Source organism: Nitrospirillum guaranorum (assembly GCF_034653275.1).
GTDB lineage: Bacteria > Pseudomonadota > Alphaproteobacteria > Azospirillales > Azospirillaceae > Nitrospirillum.
In genome coordinates, this window is record NZ_JAYEES010000004.1 from 1468822 (window position 1) to 1487097 (window position 18276).

Annotated in this window: 16 protein-coding genes; 7 read left to right on the forward strand and 9 right to left on the reverse strand. The window is 66.1% G+C overall.

From position 1 onward, the window contains the following. Positions 1 to 78: 78 nt before the first annotated feature. From UAJ10_RS28200 to UAJ10_RS28225, 6 genes are all read left to right on the forward strand, one after another. Positions 79 to 867 carry an SDR family NAD(P)-dependent oxidoreductase gene (locus UAJ10_RS28200; RefSeq protein ID WP_322918706.1) on the forward strand — a complete coding sequence of 263 codons (789 nt, stop codon included), beginning with the start codon at positions 79 to 81 and terminating at the stop codon, positions 865 to 867. Positions 868 to 1122: 255 nt separating this feature from the next. After that, complete coding sequence (locus tag UAJ10_RS28205) at positions 1123 to 3525, forward strand: TonB-dependent receptor (RefSeq protein ID WP_322918707.1); 2403 nt, start codon at positions 1123 to 1125, stop codon at positions 3523 to 3525. Positions 3526 to 3595: 70 nt separating this feature from the next. Beyond that, positions 3596 to 5092: an aldehyde dehydrogenase gene (locus UAJ10_RS28210; protein WP_322918708.1), complete on the forward strand. Its 1497-nt coding sequence runs from the start codon at positions 3596 to 3598 to the stop codon at positions 5090 to 5092. Positions 5093 to 5126: 34 nt separating this feature from the next. Beyond that, on the forward strand, positions 5127 to 6689 hold the full coding sequence (locus UAJ10_RS28215; protein WP_322918709.1) for an AMP-binding protein: 1563 nt from the start codon (positions 5127 to 5129) through the stop codon (positions 6687 to 6689). 34 nt (positions 6690 to 6723) lie between these two features. Beyond that, positions 6724 to 7917, forward strand: a complete 1194-nt coding sequence (locus UAJ10_RS28220; protein WP_322918710.1) for a cytochrome P450 — start codon at positions 6724 to 6726, stop codon at positions 7915 to 7917. A 42-nt stretch (positions 7918 to 7959) separates the two neighbouring features. Further along, positions 7960 to 8190 carry a hypothetical protein gene (locus UAJ10_RS28225; RefSeq protein ID WP_322918711.1) on the forward strand — a complete coding sequence of 77 codons (231 nt, stop codon included), beginning with the start codon at positions 7960 to 7962 and terminating at the stop codon, positions 8188 to 8190. A gap of 248 nt (positions 8191 to 8438) precedes the next feature. Here UAJ10_RS28225 and UAJ10_RS28230 read toward each other — a convergent pair whose 3' ends face one another. Beyond that, positions 8439 to 8897 (reverse strand): winged helix-turn-helix transcriptional regulator, encoded by a 459-nt coding sequence (locus tag UAJ10_RS28230; protein ID WP_322918712.1) that lies wholly within the window; start codon positions 8895 to 8897, stop codon positions 8439 to 8441. Between the two features lie 50 nt (positions 8898 to 8947). On the opposite strand from UAJ10_RS28230, the gene UAJ10_RS28235 reads away from it, so the two are divergent. Next, positions 8948 to 9904 (forward strand): aromatic alcohol reductase, encoded by a 957-nt coding sequence (locus tag UAJ10_RS28235; protein WP_322918714.1) that lies wholly within the window; start codon positions 8948 to 8950, stop codon positions 9902 to 9904. Between the two features lie 41 nt (positions 9905 to 9945). Here the strand turns inward: UAJ10_RS28235 and UAJ10_RS28240 are convergent, their stop codons facing one another. From UAJ10_RS28240 to UAJ10_RS28275, 8 genes are all read right to left on the reverse strand, one after another. Continuing rightward, on the reverse strand, positions 9946 to 11544 hold the full coding sequence (locus tag UAJ10_RS28240; protein WP_322918715.1) for a GMC family oxidoreductase: 1599 nt from the start codon (positions 11542 to 11544) through the stop codon (positions 9946 to 9948). Further along, entirely contained in the window at positions 11541 to 12674 is a 1134-nt protein-coding gene (locus UAJ10_RS28245) for a serine hydrolase domain-containing protein (RefSeq protein WP_322918716.1), read from the reverse strand. Before UAJ10_RS28245 ends, UAJ10_RS28240 begins: the two co-directional genes overlap by 4 nt. A gap of 15 nt (positions 12675 to 12689) precedes the next feature. Next, positions 12690 to 13007: a 2Fe-2S iron-sulfur cluster-binding protein gene (locus tag UAJ10_RS28250; RefSeq protein ID WP_322918717.1), complete on the reverse strand. Its 318-nt coding sequence runs from the start codon at positions 13005 to 13007 to the stop codon at positions 12690 to 12692. A gap of 20 nt (positions 13008 to 13027) precedes the next feature. Continuing rightward, the gene (locus UAJ10_RS28255) at positions 13028 to 14275 is read right to left on the reverse strand and encodes a cytochrome P450 (protein ID WP_322918718.1); all 1248 of its coding nucleotides are present in this window, start codon (positions 14273 to 14275) and stop codon (positions 13028 to 13030) included. A 7-nt stretch (positions 14276 to 14282) separates the two neighbouring features. Continuing rightward, positions 14283 to 15080: an SDR family NAD(P)-dependent oxidoreductase gene (locus UAJ10_RS28260; protein WP_322918719.1), complete on the reverse strand. Its 798-nt coding sequence runs from the start codon at positions 15078 to 15080 to the stop codon at positions 14283 to 14285. A 41-nt stretch (positions 15081 to 15121) separates the two neighbouring features. Further along, on the reverse strand, positions 15122 to 16336 hold the full coding sequence (locus UAJ10_RS28265) for a cytochrome P450 (RefSeq protein WP_322918720.1): 1215 nt from the start codon (positions 16334 to 16336) through the stop codon (positions 15122 to 15124). A 55-nt stretch (positions 16337 to 16391) separates the two neighbouring features. Further along, positions 16392 to 16991 carry a TetR/AcrR family transcriptional regulator gene (locus UAJ10_RS28270; protein ID WP_322918722.1) on the reverse strand — a complete coding sequence of 200 codons (600 nt, stop codon included), beginning with the start codon at positions 16989 to 16991 and terminating at the stop codon, positions 16392 to 16394. A gap of 143 nt (positions 16992 to 17134) precedes the next feature. Continuing rightward, entirely contained in the window at positions 17135 to 18274 is a 1140-nt protein-coding gene (locus UAJ10_RS28275; RefSeq protein ID WP_322918723.1) for an epoxide hydrolase family protein, read from the reverse strand. Between the last annotated feature and the right edge of the window lie 2 nt (positions 18275 to 18276).

Below are 18276 nucleotides of genomic sequence, written 5' to 3' on the forward strand. Positions count from 1 at the left end.
CTGTGATGACTGGCGCGGGACCGTTTTCAAGGATGCGATGCGCGCTTATCACCGTTCTTATTGGATGGAGACGTGAAGATGACCTCGCTGTTTTCATTGGCCGGCCGCACTGCCCTGGTCACCGGCGCCTCTCGCGGCCTGGGCCGGGCCGTCGCGCTGGGCTATGCCCAGGCCGGTGCCGACCTGATCCTGGCAGCGCGGGACACCGCCAAGCTGGAAGCCGTTGCCGATGAAGTCCGCGCCCTGGGTGCAAAGGCCCGGATCCAGGCCTTCGACCTGGGTGACCTGGATGCCGTCGAGGCGGCGGGCGAAGCCTTGGCAGCCGACGGTCGGGCCATCGACATCCTTGTGAACAACGGCGCCATCGCCGGCTGGGGGCCGCTGGCCACGTCGACGCTGACGGACTGGCAACGGATGTTCGACGTCAATGTCGCGTCGATGTACCTGCTGTGCCGCGCTCTCGGTCCGGCCATGGCGGCGCGCGGCTGGGGCCGCATCATCAACTTCGCCTCGTATGTTGCCGAGACGGGGCGCCCCAACCTGTCCGCCTACACCGCGAGCAAGCATGCCGTGCTGGGGCTGACCCGCGCGGTCGCCGCCGAGTTCGCTCCGCAGGGTGTGACCTGCAATGCCATCGCCCCCGGCTTCTTCGATACCGACATGGCGGCACCCACCGTCGGCCACCCCCAACGCGCCAAGATTTTCCGCGACGCCATCGCCATGGCGCGGTTCGGTGATGCCCGTGAGATCGTCGGCCCCGCCCTGTTCCTCGCCTCCGACGCGTCCTCGTATGTGACGGGGCATGCGCTGCACGTGGATGGCGGCGTCGCCGGAATCATGTCGCTGCCCGTCGTGGTGGAGACCTGACCCAACCGTTTTGCCCGTTATCGAAATCGCCTATCCGATCCCTCACCATTCGGGGTATGCGCCCGCTTCCGGGGCCCGTCGTTCCCAGTTAGAAAAGTTCCGAGACCTTCATCGTCTAAATGCTCACAGCCTCACCGCAAGAGGTTTGCTGAGGAAACCTTAATCATAGGGGCCGCAAGCTGCCCCATGGTCGGGGCTTCGCGTTCAGAGCGGCCGGTGAAGCCTGATAAATGAAAAAATAGACGGGAGGATTTGATGAAACTGCGACACGCTCTACTTGCAGCCTCGGCGATCACGGCACTCCAGATGGGGACGCCCGCCAAGGCGCAGCAAACCTCCCCCTCCTCCCCCGCGCCGGCGGCCACGCAAGACGCGCCGGCCAACGACGATCTTCTGGCCGAGGTGGTCGTAACGGCCCGCCGCCGTGCGGAAAACCTGCAGGACGTGCCCATCGCCGTGACCGCCGTTTCCGGGGACGCCCTGACCCGCGATGGCGTGACCAATGTCCAGGACCTCCAGTACCACGTACCCGCCCTGGCCATCACCAGCACCTTCTCCCAGCGCAACAACGTCGCGTTCTCCATGCGCGGCCAGCGCACGGAGGAAACGCAGCTGTTCACCGACCCGGCCGTCGGCACCTACTTCGCCGAAGTGGTGCAGCCCCGACCTTATGGCTTCAACACCGCCTTCTATGACCTGGAATCCGTCCAGGTGCTGCGCGGTGTCCAAGGCACCCTGTTCGGGCGCAACATGACGGGCGGCGCCGTGCTGGTGGAACCCGCCCACCCCAAGATGGACACCGTCGAGGGCGAGGTACGCGGAACCTTCGGCAACTACGACGCCCGCGAAGGCTACGCCATGCTGAACGTCCCCCTGGGCGACAAGTTCGCCCTGCGTATCGCGGGTGACGTCAACCGCCGCGAGGGATGGGCCACGGACGTTGGTTCCGGCCGCCACTACAACGACACCGACTACAATACCTTCCGCGCCTCCCTCATGGCCAAGCCGTGGGAAGGGGTGGAAAGCCTGACCATTTATGACTGGTATCGCAGCAATGAAAACGGCACCGCCGCGTTCCTGACCAGCATCGCGCAGCCCTCAGTGATCACCAACTATGAGCAACTGCGCCAGGCTGGCATCATATCGACCAACATCCCAGCGGAATTCGCCCAGGCGCAGGCATTGTTCAAGGCGCACCCCTACACGTTGGACATGGGCGCCGGCGACGGCAGCAACCTGGACGCGTGGGGCAAGCCCTATGAGAAGACCAGCAACCAGGGCATCACCAACAAGACCACCATCGACCTGTCGGATGACCTGACGCTGAAGAACATCTTCGGCTGGCGCCGCCTGACCCGCGACGTCGTGCAGGACTTTGACGGCCTGCCCGCCTTCATCATCACGCCCTACCAGTTCGCGCGCATCAGCAACTACAGCGAGGAGCTGCAGTTGCAGGGCAACGCCTTCAATAAGGACCTGACCTACATCCTGGGCGGCTATTTCTTCAAGGAAACGGGCATCGACGGTTCCTACGCCAACACCCTGCCCCAGCTGGTGTTCGCCGGGGCCGGCGTGCCCCAGACCACGCCCGCGTCGCTGTTCATCCAGCAGCAGACCGGCCAGGGCTATTCCCAGTCCTACGCCGCCTTCGCCGCCGGCACCTATAAGTTCACGCCCGAGATCAGCCTGTCGTCCGGCATCCGCTACAATCTGGACCAGAAGAAGATCACGGTCACCAACGCGCTGCCCAACCTGAACAGCTGCCAGTTCGACGTGGACTTGGCCACGCCGGGCATCCAGTCCGTGCCCATGTCGCAGTGCGCCTTCAGCAATCATGCCGACTTCGCCCAGATCACCTACGACGCCACGCTGCAGTATGAGCCCAGCGACCACCTGACCACCTACGCCTCCTTCCGGCACGGCTATCGCTCCGGTGGTTTCTCCACCCGTGCGCAGAACTGGCTGCAGTTGCAGCCTTTCCGCCCGGAAAAGGTGGACGAGTATGAGATCGGCCTGAAGACCAACGGCCATCTGGGTGACGGCCGCTTCACCAGCAGCGCCTCCCTGTTCCTGCAAAACGGGTCGGACGTGCAGAAGCAGCGCGCGGCCAGCGTCGACACCAACGGCGACGGCATCCCCGACACCATCGTCACCGTCATCGACAACACGGCGGAGCAGCGCAACACCGGCGGCGAGCTGGAATTCACCTACAACACGGATCTGTTCAGCCTGACCGGCTTCTACTCCTACGTGAATGTGGAGATCGAAAAGGGCGCGGCCGTCCTTAACGGTCTGCCGGAAATCGCCCAGCGCGGCATGCCGCGCCACCAGCTGGGCGTGACGGGCACCCTGTACGCCCCCATCGATCCCAGCCTGGGCCAGGCGATGTTCACCGCCAACTTCACCTGGCGCAGCCAGATCTACCTGGACGATTTCGAGGTCCAGGGCCTGCAGTCGCCCTATGGGCTGGTGAACATGCGGGTGGAGTGGAACGACATCAAACACACCGGCCTGAACGCCGCCCTGTTCTGCAACAACGTTCTGGACAAGCAGTACCGCGTCGGCGTGCTGGGCCTGATCGCCGAGGGCCTGGGCTTCCAGTCCAGCGTCTATGGCGACCCCCGCATGTACGGCGTCCAGGTCGGCTACAAGTTCTAACGGTCTCGGGCCCGGGCATGGTCACACCAGCCCGGGCCTTTTCCTTTTTCGGAATTGGGAGTTCCGCCCCATGCCCCCCTCCACCCTCGTCAACCTCAGCCACCCCGATCGCCTGTTTATTGGCGGCGAATGGGTCAGCCCCCTGTCCAGCGCCGCGTTGGACATCGTCTCCCCGTCCACGGAACAGCTGGTGGGGCGTGTGGCCGAGGCCGGCCCGGCCGACATGGACCGCGCCGTGGCCGCCGCCCGGCACGCCTTCGACACCGGCCCTTGGCCCCGGATGACGGGGCCGGAGCGGGCCAAGATCCTCACGGCCATCGCCGACCGGCTGGAAGCCAGGGCTGATGATTTCGCCCACGCCTGGGCCTTGCAGGTCGGCATCCCCCTGCCCCAGGCGCAAGCGTCCGCGCGCATGGCCCGGGGCTATTTCGATTACTACGCCGACTTGGCGGCCCAGGGCTTTGAAGAGGTCCGGACACCGGCCCGGGGAGGTGCTTGCGTGGTGGTGCGTGAGCCGGTGGGCGTCGCCGCCGCCGTGGTGCCGTGGAACGCCCCCCTGGCCACCCTGCTGCTGAAGGTGGCGCCAGCGCTGGCCGCCGGCTGCGCCGTCATCGCCAAGCCGGCGCCGGAAACGCCGCTGGAGGCGCTGCTGCTGGCGGAATGCGCCGCCGCGGCCGGGCTGCCCGCCGGCGTGCTGTCGGTGGTCCCCTCCAACCGCGAGGCGGCGGATCACCTGATCCGGCACGACGGCGTCGACAAGGTCAGCTTCACCGGCTCGACCGCCGCCGGCCGCCACATCGCCGCCGTCTGCGCCGGCCGCATGACCCGCATCGCCATGGAACTGGGCGGCAAGTCGGCCGCCATCGTCCTGGAGGACGCGCCCGTCGAGACCGTCCTCAGCGGCGTGCTGCCCACGCTGATCGGGCTATGCGGCCAGCAGTGCGCCGCCTTCAGCCGCATCCTGGTGCCGCGCCGGCGCCTGGCGGACATCACCGAGGCCATGGCCGCCGCCTTCCAGGCCGTCCAGGTCGGGGATCCCTTCACTGCCGGCACCCAGATGGGGCCCCTGGTCGCCAAGCGCCAGATGGAACGGGTGCAGGGCTACATCGATCAGGGCCAGCACGACGGCGCCACGCTGGTGACGGGCGGCGGCCGCCCGGCGCATCTCGACCGCGGCTGGTTCGTGGCGCCCACCCTGTTCACCGGTGTGGACAACACCATGCCCCTGGCGCGGGAGGAGATCTTCGGGCCCGTGGGCAGCATCATCGCCTACGATAGCGAAGAGCAGGCCATCGCCATCGCCAACGACAGCCCCTATGGCCTGTCCGGTGGCGTGTTCACCCAGGACACGGACCGGGCCTACGCCATAGCGCGGCGCGTTCGCACCGGCAACTTCACCCAGAACGGCCGGGTCATCGACTACACGATGCCCTACGGCGGCTTCAAACAGTCCGGCCTGGGCCGGGAAGGCGGCATCGAGGGGCTGCACGGCTTCACCGAGGTGAAGGCCGTGTTCCTGCCGCACGTTCCCGCCCACTTGGCGCCCAGCCATCTGGCATCCCGCTGACCCTAAAAGCCTTTTCCCTCAAGGACCTTGCCTGATGACCACCATCCCCGTCCTGCTCAGGACAGCCGCTCAGAAATACGGGGCCAAGCCGGCGCTCGTCAGCCGGACGGACGGGGCGACCAGCTTCGCCGCCCTGGACGTCCTGGCCGACCAGGTCGCCAAGGCCTTCCTGGGCGGCGGGCTGGCCAAGGGGGACAGGGTCGGGATCTGGGCCCCCAACATGGCGGAATGGGTGGCCGCCGCCGCCGGCGCGCAACGGGTGGGCGGCGTGATCGTGCCCCTGAATACGCGCCTGAAGGGGGGCGAGGTGGCCGACATCGTCCGCCGGGCCGGCATCACCCGCCTGGTCAGCATCGGCGATTTCCTGAACCGCTATTACCCGGAGATGCTGCGGTCCGAAGCCATGCCGGACCTGCGTGACGTCATCGTCCTGCGCAGTCCCCCCACCAAGCTCGCTGGCCGGGAGCGCACGTGGGACGCCTTCCTGGCCGATGGCGACACCATGACGGACGCGCAGCTGGCGGCCCGGGCGGCAGCCGTCACCCCCGACGACCGGGCCGACATCATGTTCACCTCCGGCACCACCGGCCAGGCCAAAGGGGCCTTGTTCGACCATAAGCGCTCGCTGGGCGGCGGCCGGGCTTGGCACGGCATCACCGGCATGACGGCCGATGACCGCTACTGCGTATTCGGCCCCTTCTCCCACAACGCCTCTTACAAGGCGGGGTGGGTTTCGGGCCTGATGACCGGCAGCACCGTCTACTGGCCCGAGGCCTATGACGGCGAGGCCGTCCTGGATCTGATCGCCGCCAACCGCATCACCGTCATGGCCGCTCCGCCGACGGTGTGGCAGGAGGTCCTGGCCCATCCCAACCGCCCCGATTGGGACATCAGCAGCCTGCGCTTTATCAGCACGGGCGGGACCACCATCCCCATGGAGCTGATGCGGCGCCTGCGGCGGGAACTGCCCGGCACCATCGTGTCTACCGGCTACGGCATGACGGAATGCTGCGGCTCCGCCACCCAGACGCTGCCCGACGACGATATCGAGCGCGTGGCCCACACCGTGGGCAAGGCCATCCCGGGCACGGAGGTGAGGGTGGCCGACCGCGCCAGCCGCCCTGTTCCAGCCGGCCAGGCGGGTGAAGTCCTGATCCGCGATGACAAGCTGCTGATCGAATATCTGGACAGTCCCGAGGCCACCCGTGCCGCTCTGGACGCGGACGGCTGGCTGCACAGCGGGGACATCGGGGTCTTCGATGCCGACGGCTACCTCAAGATCACCGACCGGCTGAAGGACATGTACATCGTCGGCGGCTTCAACGTCTATCCGGCGGAGATCGAGCGCCAGATGGGCAGCCTGGACGGCCTGCACGCCTGCGCCGTCGTCGGCGTGCCGGACGGCCGCCTGGGCGAGGTCGGCCATGCCTTCATCGTGCGGAGCGCCGGCTCCACGCTGACCGAGGCCGAGGTCATCGCCTGGAGCAAGACCAACCTCGCCAACTACAAGGTGCCGCGCGGCGTCACCTTCGTCGACGCGCTGCCCATGAACGCCACCGGTAAGATCCTCAAGTTCGCCCTGAAACAAATGTTGTGACCGTCACCGGTGACCCGTCGCAAGGAGGGAAAGTATGACCGCGATCCCCAAGCCCGCCCATGTCCCACCGGAGCGCGTCATTGACGTCAACATCTTCGATCTGCCTGGCGGGACGGAGGACGCGCAACTCGCGTGGAAGGGGTTGGGCAGGAACCACCAGTTGCTATGGACACCCCATCATGGCGGCCACTGGATCGCGACCAGCGGTGACTTGATCGAGCGGATCTACCGCACGTCGGAGGTGTTCTCGAACCGGGAAGTCGGCATACCGCCCAAGAAATTTCTGGTCGAAATGCTGCCGATCCAGCGGGACGGCGCCTCGCATAAGGCCTTCCGCGCCCTCATCGACCCGGCGCTGCGGCCGGCCGCCGTGCAGCAGTACGGCGTCCTGGCGCGTGACCTGGCGATAAGGATCATCGAGGAGCTTCAGCCCAAGGGTGCCTGCGAGTTCGTCACCGACTTCTCGCTGGTCATGCCGCTGTCCATCTTCCTGTCCATCGTGAACCTGCCGGTCGATGACCGCGAAGAACTGCATGCCCTGGCCCGAGCCTCCTCCCGCTCGCCCACCGCCCAGCAGCGTCAGACGGCTTTCCAGCAGATCCTCGACTATCTCGAACGGTGGATCGCCAAGCGGCGTGCCGAGCCGGGCGACGACCTACTGTCGACCATCATTCACAGCCAGATTGACGGCCGCCCCCTGACCCATGCGGAAGTCCTGGGCATGAGCACATTGCTCATGTTCGCGGGCCTCGACACGGTCGCCTCCATGATGGCCTTCGTGATGCGCTACCTGGCCGATCATCCGGGGCATCGCCGCTGGATCATCGAGAACCCGCAGCAGATTTCCTACGCCGTCGAGGAACTAATGCGCCGGCACGGCGTCGCCAACAACGTCCGGACCGCAACGCAAGACGTGGAACTGGATGGCGTCCTGCTGCGCGCGGGCGACCTGATCGTCGTTCCCAACTGCCTGCACGGCCTGGACGAACAGCAGTTCGCGCATGCCGGGGACGTCGACTTCACCCGTGTGCCCAAGGCCAACGGCACCTTCGGTTGGGGACCGCATCGTTGCGCCGGCGCCAATCTGGCGCGGATGGAGATGCGCATCCTGCTGGAAGAGTGGCTGAAGCGCATTCCCGACTTCGAGGTCGACCACACGAAATCGGTGGTGCAGCAGACAGGCACCGTCAACGGCGTGCTTCAGCTGCCGCTGTGTTGGGCGGCGTAGCCTCCCAGCCCTCAAAACAAAATAACCAGGGAGGAGTGGGTGATGAAAACGCGTGTGGAGGGCACATCAACCAGCCGCAAGCCCGGCCGACCCAGCATCACGTTGGGTCTTACGGTCGCGTCACTGACATTTGGGATGTGCTGGGCGGCATTCGACACCAACCTGGATGCCATCACCCATCTGGCCGAGGGCGTCCGCAATCATCCCATCGACTATTTGCCGCAAGGCCTGGTCGACCGCAGCGCCGTGTGCAACGGCATGCACCTGTGCTGAGAGCGGAACGACGGGGTCCCCAACCCCATAGGGGCCAACTTTGAAGTGACGGTCAGAATCGGTCTATGATTCACGAGGAGGATGGCCTTCCAAGAACGATCCCCATTTTGACAGCTCATAGTCGGAACTTGGCCTTTTCCTGCCGGGCCGCTATCGGGAGCTGCGAAGCGGATCGTTGCCTCTCGCTATGCCACGGGCCGCCCCAAAATGGTATTCCGAAGAACCTTCACCGGCTGCCTTGTCATGCGTTAAGGCTCTTCGCCGATGCGGTTTCGGTCGAATTTTTCTCGCGCCGCCCGAAAGCTATCCACGTTCTCGACAATCCACGTCCATAGAGGGACCATCCGGACCAGCAGTTCCAGGCCGGTGTCGGATAGCGCGTACTCCACGTGAGGAACGACCTCCTCGAAGTCGTGGCGGATCACCAAACCATCGCGCTCCAGATGGCGGAGGGTGCGCGTTAGCATCCGTTGCGTAACACCGTGCATGCGCCGGCCAATTTCGGTATGGCGGAGTTGACCGTACACACCAAGCGTGTGGATGACCCCAAGCGACCAGCGATTTCCGGCATGGGCCAGCACCTCCCGCCGTACCCCGTCATCATCATCCCTCAGACCGTCGCAGACGGTCTGAGAGTATTTGAGGACGTCCTCGTGGCTTAACGATCTAGCAGCGGTATCACGCATGTGCCCTTCTTTCGCGCTCATCGATGGACTGCCATATCAAGGCGGCAACCCATCCTGAACGAGTTAGAACGATGAATGACGCTGTTTCCACGATGAAGTCACGGAATATCCTCGTGCTGGGTGCCGGCGAGCTTGGAATGCCGGTCCTCCGCAATCTGGCGCGGCGCGCAAAGAACATCGACGGAGCTAGGATCAGCGTTCTGCTTCGCGCCAGCGCCGTTCAGTCCGACGACCCCGCCAAGCGGCGCGATGTCGCCGAAATCCGCGAGGCGGGTATCGAAATCGTCGTGGGCGACCTGGTGAACAGCTCGATCGACGAGTTGGCATCGGTGTTCTCAAGCTATGACACGGTGATTGGCTGTGCTGGCTATGCGGCCGGTATCAACACGCCGATGAAGCTCGCCAAAGCCGCATTGCAATCCGGGATCCCGCGTTACTTTCCGTGGCAGTTCGGTGTCGATTTCGAAGCGATCGGTCGCGGCGGCCCGCAAGACATCTTCGACGCCCAGCTCGATGTGCGCGAACTGCTACGCTCGCAGGACAAGACCGATTGGGTCATCATCTCCACCGGCATGTTCATGAGCTATCTGTTCGAGCCTGAATTCGGTGTCGTAGACCTGGAGAACAGCGAGGTCCACGCGCTCGGCGGTCTCGAAAATGCCGTGACGCTGACGACGCCAGACGACATCGGGGTGCTGACCGCCGAAATCGTATTCTTCGAGCCGACGATCCGCAACGAGATCGTCTTCCTTGCCGGAGACACCGTCACCTATCGCCAGGTTGCGGACAGGCTTGAGGCGACGCTGGGCCGTCCCTTCAGCCGATCCGAATGGACCGTGCCCTTCCTGATGGAGGAGCTGGCAAACGATCCGCAGAACATGATGCGCAAATATCGGGCGGCCTTCGCCATGGGCCGCGGTGTTGCCTGGGGCAAGGCAGGCACGTTTAACGAACGCGAGGGCATTCTGGTCACCGACGTATCGTCCTGGATCGAAGCGAACCTGAAGCCCGGGCGGTGCAACGCGTAAGCGCACGGCAGCCCCCGTTGCGGCGCCTCAAGACACCGGGCTCATCGCCCGCGGCCGTCCTCGAGGATCAGCGCCGCCGCCCGCCAGGCGGCAGCCATGATGGGGCCATTGGTGTTGGCCGACACCATCGTGGGCATGATGGAGCCATCCATAACCCGCAGGCCGGACACCCCTTTGACCCGCAGGCGTGGGTCCAGCACCGCATCGTTGAAGTCCCCCATGCGGCAGGTACCGCAGGCGTGATAACCGGCCTGGCCCTGAGCCCGGAACGCCGACAGGATCTGCTCATCGGACATCAGTGACCGGCCCGGTTCACGCTCGCCCGCCACCAAGGGGGCAATGGCCGGTTGCTGCATCCAGCGGCGGATGAAGCGATGCATGGCCACCGTGACCGCGCAATCATACGGATCGGTCAGGTAGCCCGCCCGGATGCGCGCCGGCTGCAGGGGGTCGTCCGACGCGATGCGGACGAAGCCCTCGCTGCGCGACCGCAGGGGATAGCCGAACAGCTGGATGCTGTGCCCCTGGTCCGGGATCAGACGACCGGCTGCGTCGGGCGTCGCCAGGGCTGGGCTCAGCAGGATCTCCACGTCGGGCGTGGCCGAGTCCCGCAGGACACGCGCGAAGGCACCAACGTTGGCGTAACCGACCGCCATCGGGCCGGTGCGCGTCAGATAGTAGCGCAGCACGTTGGCGGCCAGCCGCCAGCCCTGCAGTTGACTGTTGTGGCTGTAGGGGCCGGCCAAGTCGTACTGCATCATGTACAGCCGGTGTTCCAGCATGTGCTCGCCCACGCCGGGGCTATCGACGATCACCGGTACGCCCAGGGGATTCAGCAGACTACCCGGCCCCACGCCGGAACGCTGCAGGATCTGCGGCGTCATAAGGGCGCCGGCGGACAGGATGACCTCCCCCGCCGCCAGGAAGTCCTGCACCTGGCCAGCCACCTGGACGCGAACGCCGGTGACGCGGCGGCCGTCGAACAGGACGCGCTCGACGGTGGCCCCCGTCACCACGCGCAGGTTCGGGCGCCGGCGCGCCCGCTTCAGGAAGGTCTGCGCAGCACTCTGCCGGCGTCCCTTCCAGATGGTGCGGGTGGTGTAGCCCACCCCTTCCTGGCGCGGCAGGTTCAGGTCACCCACCTTGGGCACGCCCATCTGCTGACCGGCAGCGATGAAGGCCTCGGTCAGGGGGGTGCGTTCCGTCTCCTGGCTGATACCCAGGGGACCGTCGCCCTTGATCTCGTCGCCCGCGAAGTCGTTGCGCTCGATGGCGCGGAACGCCGCCCCCATCTCGCTCCACCCCCACCCGGTGGCGCCCAGGGCTTCCCAACCGTCGTAGTCCTGCGGCTGGCCGCGGAAATACATCATGCCGTTCACGGACGACGATCCGCCCAGCATCTTGCCGCGCAGCCAAACCTCAGCCGGCACGTCCCCATGCGCCTCCGTCTGGAAGTACCAGACGTGCCGGGGATCGCCGTACAGCTTGGCAGCACCCCGCGGCATATGGATGAAGGGGCTCTTGTCCTCCGGTCCCGCTTCCAGCAGAAGCACCCGGTTGGCGGGGTTTTCGGACAGCCGGTCGGCAAGGACGCAGCCGGCGGAGCCGGCCCCAACGATCACATAGTCCCAGCGGCTCATAGCGCCGCCCGGATGACGTCGCCCACCATGGTGCGGCTGTCTTGCGTGATATCCACCGTGTCGAACATGCGGTTGTGGCAGAAGGCCACGGCCAGCTTCAGGTCGGGATCGGCCCAGCCGATGGTGCCGCCCATGCCGGGATGGCACAGCGCCCGCATGTTGCGCGGCGACGACACCGGCGGCGCCTCCGCTCCGCCCAGCCAGAACCCAGCCCAGCCAATGGGAACCTTCATGCCGAAGAACACCGGATCGGCATCGTCGAAATGCGGCCTGGGCCCGGCGAAGCCGGCCACCCGCTCCGCCGAGAGCAAGCGCACGCCACCCAGGGTGCCGCCGTTGGCCAGCATGGCCCAAAACCGCGCCATGCTGCGCGCGGTGAAGATACCGCCCACGGCCGGAATGCAGGCCCGGCGCACATAGGGTCGCTCGAACGGGTCGGGCATGAGATCGACGGCCAGCGGCTGCGCCTCGCGCATGGCGTTGCCATCCGGCATCACGTAAACCGCGACATCGTCCAGGCGGGCGACGCGATGCTCCACCGTCCCGGGTATGCCCAGCCATAGGTCGGCGGCGCCCAGCGGGTCGGCGATCTCCTCCTTCACGAACTGGCCGAAAGGCCGGCGCTTGGGATCAGTGCGGCGCACGATCTCCCCCAGCAGCCAGCCGAAGGTCATGGACTGATAGGAGGAGCGGCTGCCGGCCGGGTAGGCGGCCGGCATCTCCGCGATGCGCTGGCACATCCAATCCCAATTGGTCATCAGTTCCGGCGTGACGTCGGGCGGCATGCGCAACACGCCCGACACATGGCCCAACACATGGCGGACGGTGACGTCGCCCTTGCCGGCCTGGGCGAAATCCGGCCAGTAGGCGGCCAGGGGCGCGTCGTAGGCTATCAACCCCCGTTCCACCTGCATATGCACCGCCACAGCCGTGACGGCCTTGGACACCGAGAAGACGTTGAACAGGGTGTCGCCATCGACGGCCCGCCCCGTTTCCGGATCGGCCACACCGGCCCACGCGTCGACAATCTGTTCCTGGCCCTGCCAGGCGCAGACCTGCACGCCGATCTCCCGCCCGCCGGCGACCAGATCGTCCAGCAGCGCCTGCACCTTGTCGTTCACTGACGTCATGTCGAGTCCCTTCTTTCAATCCTCAGGCGCGATGGTCACGCGCAGGCCATCCAGGTCCGCCGTGACGGCGATCTGGCAGGAGAGGCGCGAGGCGGCGTCGCGGTGGCTGGAGCTGTCCAGCAGATCGATCTCGTACTCGCCTGCGGCCGGCATAAGGTGGGCCTGGGCCGGGTCCACCTTCACGTGGCAGGTGGCGCAGGAGCAGGAGCCGCCGCACAGCGCCATCAGGTCGTCAATGCCGGCCCCGCGAATGGCCTCCATCAAGGATCGGCCGAGCTCGGCATTGACGGGAACCACACGACCATCTCGGGTGGTCACACTTATCGTGGGCATGGTGATCAAATCCTTGGGGGTCAATCGCCGAAACGGACGTGGAGATGGCGGGGGACCCGCATCATGGTCCCGCGGATCTCGGCTCGCGGTTTGTCGGGGTCGGGCCGCAGGTTCGGCAAATGGTCCAGCACGGCGTGCAGCGCCCGGGTCATCTCGACTCTGGCCAGGTGCTGACCCACGCAGATGTGCGGGCCACGTGAGAAGGAGAAGTGCGGCTTGCGCGCCCGGAAGATGTCGAAGCGGTCGGGATCGGGATAAAGCGCCGGATCCCGGTTCGCCGCCCCCGCCACCACGTCCAGCAAGGACCCCGCCGGAATATCCACGCCGGCCAGCTGTGTGTCGCAGGCGGCCATGCGCAACTGCACGGCCACCGGCCCGTCCCAACGCAAGGCCTCCTCGATGGCCTGGGGGATCAGCGAGCGGTCTTCGCGCAAGGCCTCCAGCTGAGCTGGGTTTTCCAGCAAGGCCGTCAGCAGCACGCTGGTGCCCCGGTAGGTCGTGTCGCCAGCGGCATTCATCAGCTGGCGCAGGAAGGAAATCAGGATTTCCTCGGGCAGGTATTCGCCGTCCACGCTGGTCAACGCCAGCAGGCTGACGAGGTCGTCGCCAGGCTCCGCCCGCCGCCGCTCCACCAGGCCTTTGAAGTATTCACCCAGCTTCTGGCCCGCCTCGATCGCCTTCTCGTAGTTGACGTAGTCGGTCTGGCCGAGAGCCAGGCGCTGGAAGGTACGGATGTCGCTCTGCGGTAGGTTAAGCTGCCGGTAGATGACCTCGAAGGGATAGCGCAGGGTGAATTCCTCGATCAGGTCGGCGTGGCCTCGGTCGAGGAACTTGCCCATGAGGGTCTGGACCACCGGGTCGACGATGGTCTCGCCCCAGGTGCTGACGTACTGGGGCAGGAAGATTTTCTGGAAGATCTTGCGCCAACGGCCATGGTCCGGATTGTCCATGGTGCTGATGCTGCCCTGGCCGAAGGTGACGCCCAGGTTGAACTTGTAGGCGGCGTTGGAGAAACGGCTGGTGTCGGTCAGGACGGTGTTGATCTCATTGGTCCCGACGATCAGAAAATTCTCCCGGTCCGGCATCAGCGCCGCCGCAAGCCCCATGGCCGGACGATAGGCCCCCTTCAGGACGGCGCCCTGCCGCCGCCACTGCGCGATCTGGGGATAGGGGTCGAGATGATTCCCGAAGTTCACATCGTCCGCGGAGAACGGATCATAAGAGGGGTCGTCGAAATCGCGGATGGCGATGGCGGATTGAGCGGCCATGGCGTCCTCAACTGACAAGGAAGCCGCCGTCGACGGCGATCAACTGGCCGGTGACGAAGCTGGAGGCCCCGCTGGCGAGGTAGAGGCAAGCGCTGGCGATCTCATTGGGATCGGCACTGCGGCTGCCCAAGGGCACGCGGCCCGGCTGCATGAAGGGACCGCGCACCGGGTCGCCCACCTGCACGGAGGCGGCGGCCGCTTCCGTCGCCACACCGCCGGGCAGGATGGCATTCACGCGGATGTTGTGCTCGGCATATTCCAGGGCGATGGACTGGGTCAGCGCGTTCAGCGCCGCCTTGGTCATGGCGTACTGCACGTTGTCGTAGATGCCGGCCTTCAGCGACGTGACGGAGGAGATGTTGATGATGGAACCGCCACCGTGGACCTTCATCCGCTTCACCGCTTCCTGCGTGCACTGGAACACGCCGCGGAAGTTGATGGCGTACATCCGGTCCAGGAAGTCGGGCGTCACCGTTTCGAAATTGCAGCGGGGATAGATCGCGGCGCAGTTCAGCAGCACGTCGATCTTCGGAAGCTCCTGATCCACCCGCGCGAAGGCCGCCGCGACAGCTGCCGGGTCTCCCTGGTCCATACGGACGGCGATGGCCCGTCCGCCCTGGGCACGAACCTCGCTGGCGAACTCCTCCGCCTTGTCGATATTGATGTCCAGCGCCGCCACAGTGGCGCCAGCGGCCGCGAACAGCTGGGCGGTCGCCCGCCCAATGCCGGTCGCGGCCCCAGTGACAACGGCGGTGCGACCCTGCAGGCCGAACAGCTGGTTCAGCTGCGGCAATGCCGATGACATGTTTTCCTCCCTTATGATTATGCGGGTGTGTTCAGGTGCGGCTACCAGACCAGCGGCAGGCTCAGGACGCCGTTGACCATGCCCGTCGCCAGCACCGGCTTGGCCCCCGGCTTCACCTGGAAGTCGGGGATGCGCCGCAGCCATTCGCGCAGGAAAGCCCTGATCTCGCGCCGTGCCAGCACGGCACCCGGGCAGGTGTGCGGACCGTTGCCGAAGACGGCATGCGGCGATGGGAATGGCCGCGTGAAGTCCACCCGCAGCGGGTCCTCCACCCGGCGCTCGTCCAGGCCGTAAAGCAGGTTGGGTGGCAGGATCATGTCCCCTCCCTTCAGGAACACGCCCTTGAACTCGATGTCGCGGGTTACGACCCGCGCGGTGTTGGCGGCGCCGTGGCGGCGCAGCAATTCCTCGATGGCGCCATTGAGGAAGGCATCGTCGTCCAGCCGCTCGCACAGTTGGCGGCGATGATCCGGATTGCGCGCCAGGAAATGGGCGATGAAGCCTAGGACGGACGCCACCGTATCCAGGCCGCCGAACAGCACCAGGCTGGCGAAGGCCATGGCCTCGCCATAGCCGATGCGCTCCCCTCCGATGTCGGCGTTGACGATAACCGACAGCAGGTCATCGCCCGGCTGTTCCCGGCGGGCCGTGACCCAAGGGTGCAGGTAGGCGGCGACACCGGCGTGTGCGCGCTGCCGCGCCTCCACCGTCGTCCCGCGCACGGCGTCCTCGGTCAGTTCCAGCAGGCCGGGGCTGTCCGCGCGCGGCAGGTCGACCAGGTCGAGGAAGACGACGATGGGCAGGATCTTGGCGAAATCACTGACGAAGTCGCATTCCCCGCGCGGCCTCAGTTCCTCGACCAGGCTGATCGTGATGTCGTTGACCTTGGCCTCTAGCGCGTTGACGACCTTGGGCAACAGGGCCCGGGTCAGCGGCCGGCGATAGGCGGCGTGGATCGGCGGATCCAACTCCAGCGGAATTTGCGGCGGCATCTCCGGCGGCAAGGGCGGCAGGGTGACGCGGCGATGGGAGAAGCGCTCGGGGTCCCGCTGTATGGCCTCGATGTCCTCGGCCCGGGTGGCGACCCAATGGCCACCGTTGGCCGGCGTCCAGAAGATGTCCGGACAGGATTGCTGGAACGCGCGATAGGCCAACTGCACGTCCTCATCCGCGCCGGGCACGTCATAGATGTCGAAATGAACGACCCGGTCCGCAGGCACATGGGCCGGTGGTTGAGTCCCCGGGCTTCCTGTCATCGTTGATCTCCCAAGCGCTAGCTATGCAGTGACGCTACATAGGCTAGCCTAGGGATCAGCGCGGGGCTTCCTTCCCCGGTGCCAGGGCGCGGATCATCATGAGTTTGATATTGGCGGCCAGCAGCTCACGATCGGGCGCGCCGTCAGGAAACAGCCAGTCGCCCATCACGCTGGCCGCAATCACCATGCCCAGGGCCAGGCGCACGGCGATGTCCGGGTCCAGCGGACAAGGCTGGTCGGCCGCCTGGTATAGGGCCCGCAGTTGGCGGGCGGCCTCGCCATAGTGATGCCGCATGCCGGCCAGCCGGGCCTCGTTGCCTTCGTCCGCCGTCTCGGCTCCGCCTTTCACCAGCAGGTCGCGCAGCAGTCGATTGTTGCCATCCAGGAAGGTCAGGAACTGGTCCAGGATGGCCTTGGCCACCGCCAGATCCAACGTCAGGCCAGGGCCCGAGCCGGTGGGGTTCAGGAACTGTTGGGCGATGTGGTCGAAGGGATTGAAAACGACCTGGTCGAACAGCCCCGCCTTGCTGCCGAAGTGGCGATACAGCAAGGTTTCGCTGACATCCGCCGTCGCCGCGATGTCCTTGGTCGTCGTGGCGGCATAGCCGCGCTCATTGAAATGCTGGTGCGCCGCATCCACCAGTCGTTGGATCACCTCGGACTGGGCCCGCCGGCGTCGGCGCGGGCGCCGCAGGGGCGACAATGGCTCAACCGTAGACAAAACCCCTCACATCACGCATCCGAGTAACCTTCAGAATATAGCCGCCCGCCCTCGGAAGAAGCGGAAAAGCGGATGCCTCACCGTTCGGCGAAGAAGCTCGCCACGTTCTCGGCGAAGGCCGCCGGCTCCTCCATCGCGGCGAAGTGGCCGCCGGCCTGCATCACCACCCAATCGACGACGTTATAGGCGCGCTCAGCGGCCTGGCGCGGCGGATAAGGCATGAACTCCGCCGGGTAAAGGGCGCAGCCCGTGGGAACCTCCACGCGCCGCTCGGGCCGACCCTCGCTGAAGATGCTGCGATACATCCAGATAGACGACTGCACCGCGTCGTTCACCAAGTAGGTCATGATGGTGTCAATCAACTGGTCCTTGGTGAAACGGCGGTGGATGTCCCCGCCGGTGTCGGCCCAGCCCTGGAACTTCTCGCACACCCACGCGGCGAAGCCGATGGGCGTATCGGCCAGGGCAAGGCCGATGGTCTGCGGCTTGGTGGCCTGTTCCATCATGTAGGCGGACTGGGCCATCTGCGTGGCCGCCAACTTGGCCCGATACGCGGTGGTCGCCGCGTCGTCACCCTCGATCGAGGCCGGCGCCAGGAACAGGTTCAGGTGGATGGCGGCGACCACGTCGGCATGGTCATGTCCAAGCCAGGTGGTGACCCCCGATCCCCAGTCGCCGCCCTGCGCGCCGAAACGCGGATAGCCCAGGACATCGACCATGAGTGTCCGCCACAGCGCCGCGACACGGCGGGGACCGATGACCCCCGTGGGCCGGCCGGAGAAGCCGAAGCCCGGCAGCGACGGGATCACCAAATCGAAGCCCATGGCGGCCAGGGGCTGGATCACGCCCAGGAACTCCAGGGCGGATCCCGGCCAGCCATGGGTGAGGATCAGGGGCAGGCGGCTCTTTCCCCCACCCTTCCCACCTCCTTCCGCCGCCGGGGCTCGGACATGCATGAAGTGGATGTCGATCCCATCGATGACGGCCCGGAACTGCGGCAGCCGGTTCAGGGCCGCTTCACAGCGGCGCCAATCATAGGTGCCCCGCCAATATTCCAGAAGCTCCGCCAACCAGCGGGCATCCGTCCCGTACATCCAGTCCTGGTCATCCGCCGGCGCGTAGCCGGGAACGGACAGGGCCAGCTTGGCCGCGATCCAGTCCAGTTTTCCCTGGGGGACCGCAATGGTGAAGGGTCGCGCTTTCAGAACCGCCCCCAATG

Coding starts and splice junctions, on each gene's coding strand:
- UAJ10_RS28230 (WP_322918712.1), bottom strand. CDS start 8,897: ATGAGCGCGAAAGAAGGGCACATGCGTGATACCGCTGCTAGATCGTTA.
- UAJ10_RS28255 (WP_322918718.1), bottom strand. CDS start 14,275: ATGGCCGCTCAATCCGCCATCGCCATCCGCGATTTCGACGACCCCTCT.
- UAJ10_RS28200 (WP_322918706.1), top strand. CDS start 79: ATGACCTCGCTGTTTTCATTGGCCGGCCGCACTGCCCTGGTCACCGGC.
- UAJ10_RS28245 (WP_322918716.1), bottom strand. CDS start 12,674: ATGACGTCAGTGAACGACAAGGTGCAGGCGCTGCTGGACGATCTGGTC.
- UAJ10_RS28215 (WP_322918709.1), top strand. CDS start 5,127: ATGACCACCATCCCCGTCCTGCTCAGGACAGCCGCTCAGAAATACGGG.
- UAJ10_RS28265 (WP_322918720.1), bottom strand. CDS start 16,336: ATGACAGGAAGCCCGGGGACTCAACCACCGGCCCATGTGCCTGCGGAC.
- UAJ10_RS28205 (WP_322918707.1), top strand. CDS start 1,123: ATGAAACTGCGACACGCTCTACTTGCAGCCTCGGCGATCACGGCACTC.
- UAJ10_RS28240 (WP_322918715.1), bottom strand. CDS start 11,544: ATGAGCCGCTGGGACTATGTGATCGTTGGGGCCGGCTCCGCCGGCTGC.
- UAJ10_RS28260 (WP_322918719.1), bottom strand. CDS start 15,080: ATGTCATCGGCATTGCCGCAGCTGAACCAGCTGTTCGGCCTGCAGGGT.
- UAJ10_RS28210 (WP_322918708.1), top strand. CDS start 3,596: ATGCCCCCCTCCACCCTCGTCAACCTCAGCCACCCCGATCGCCTGTTT.
- UAJ10_RS28220 (WP_322918710.1), top strand. CDS start 6,724: ATGACCGCGATCCCCAAGCCCGCCCATGTCCCACCGGAGCGCGTCATT.
- UAJ10_RS28250 (WP_322918717.1), bottom strand. CDS start 13,007: ATGCCCACGATAAGTGTGACCACCCGAGATGGTCGTGTGGTTCCCGTC.
- UAJ10_RS28235 (WP_322918714.1), top strand. CDS start 8,948: ATGAATGACGCTGTTTCCACGATGAAGTCACGGAATATCCTCGTGCTG.
- UAJ10_RS28225 (WP_322918711.1), top strand. CDS start 7,960: ATGAAAACGCGTGTGGAGGGCACATCAACCAGCCGCAAGCCCGGCCGA.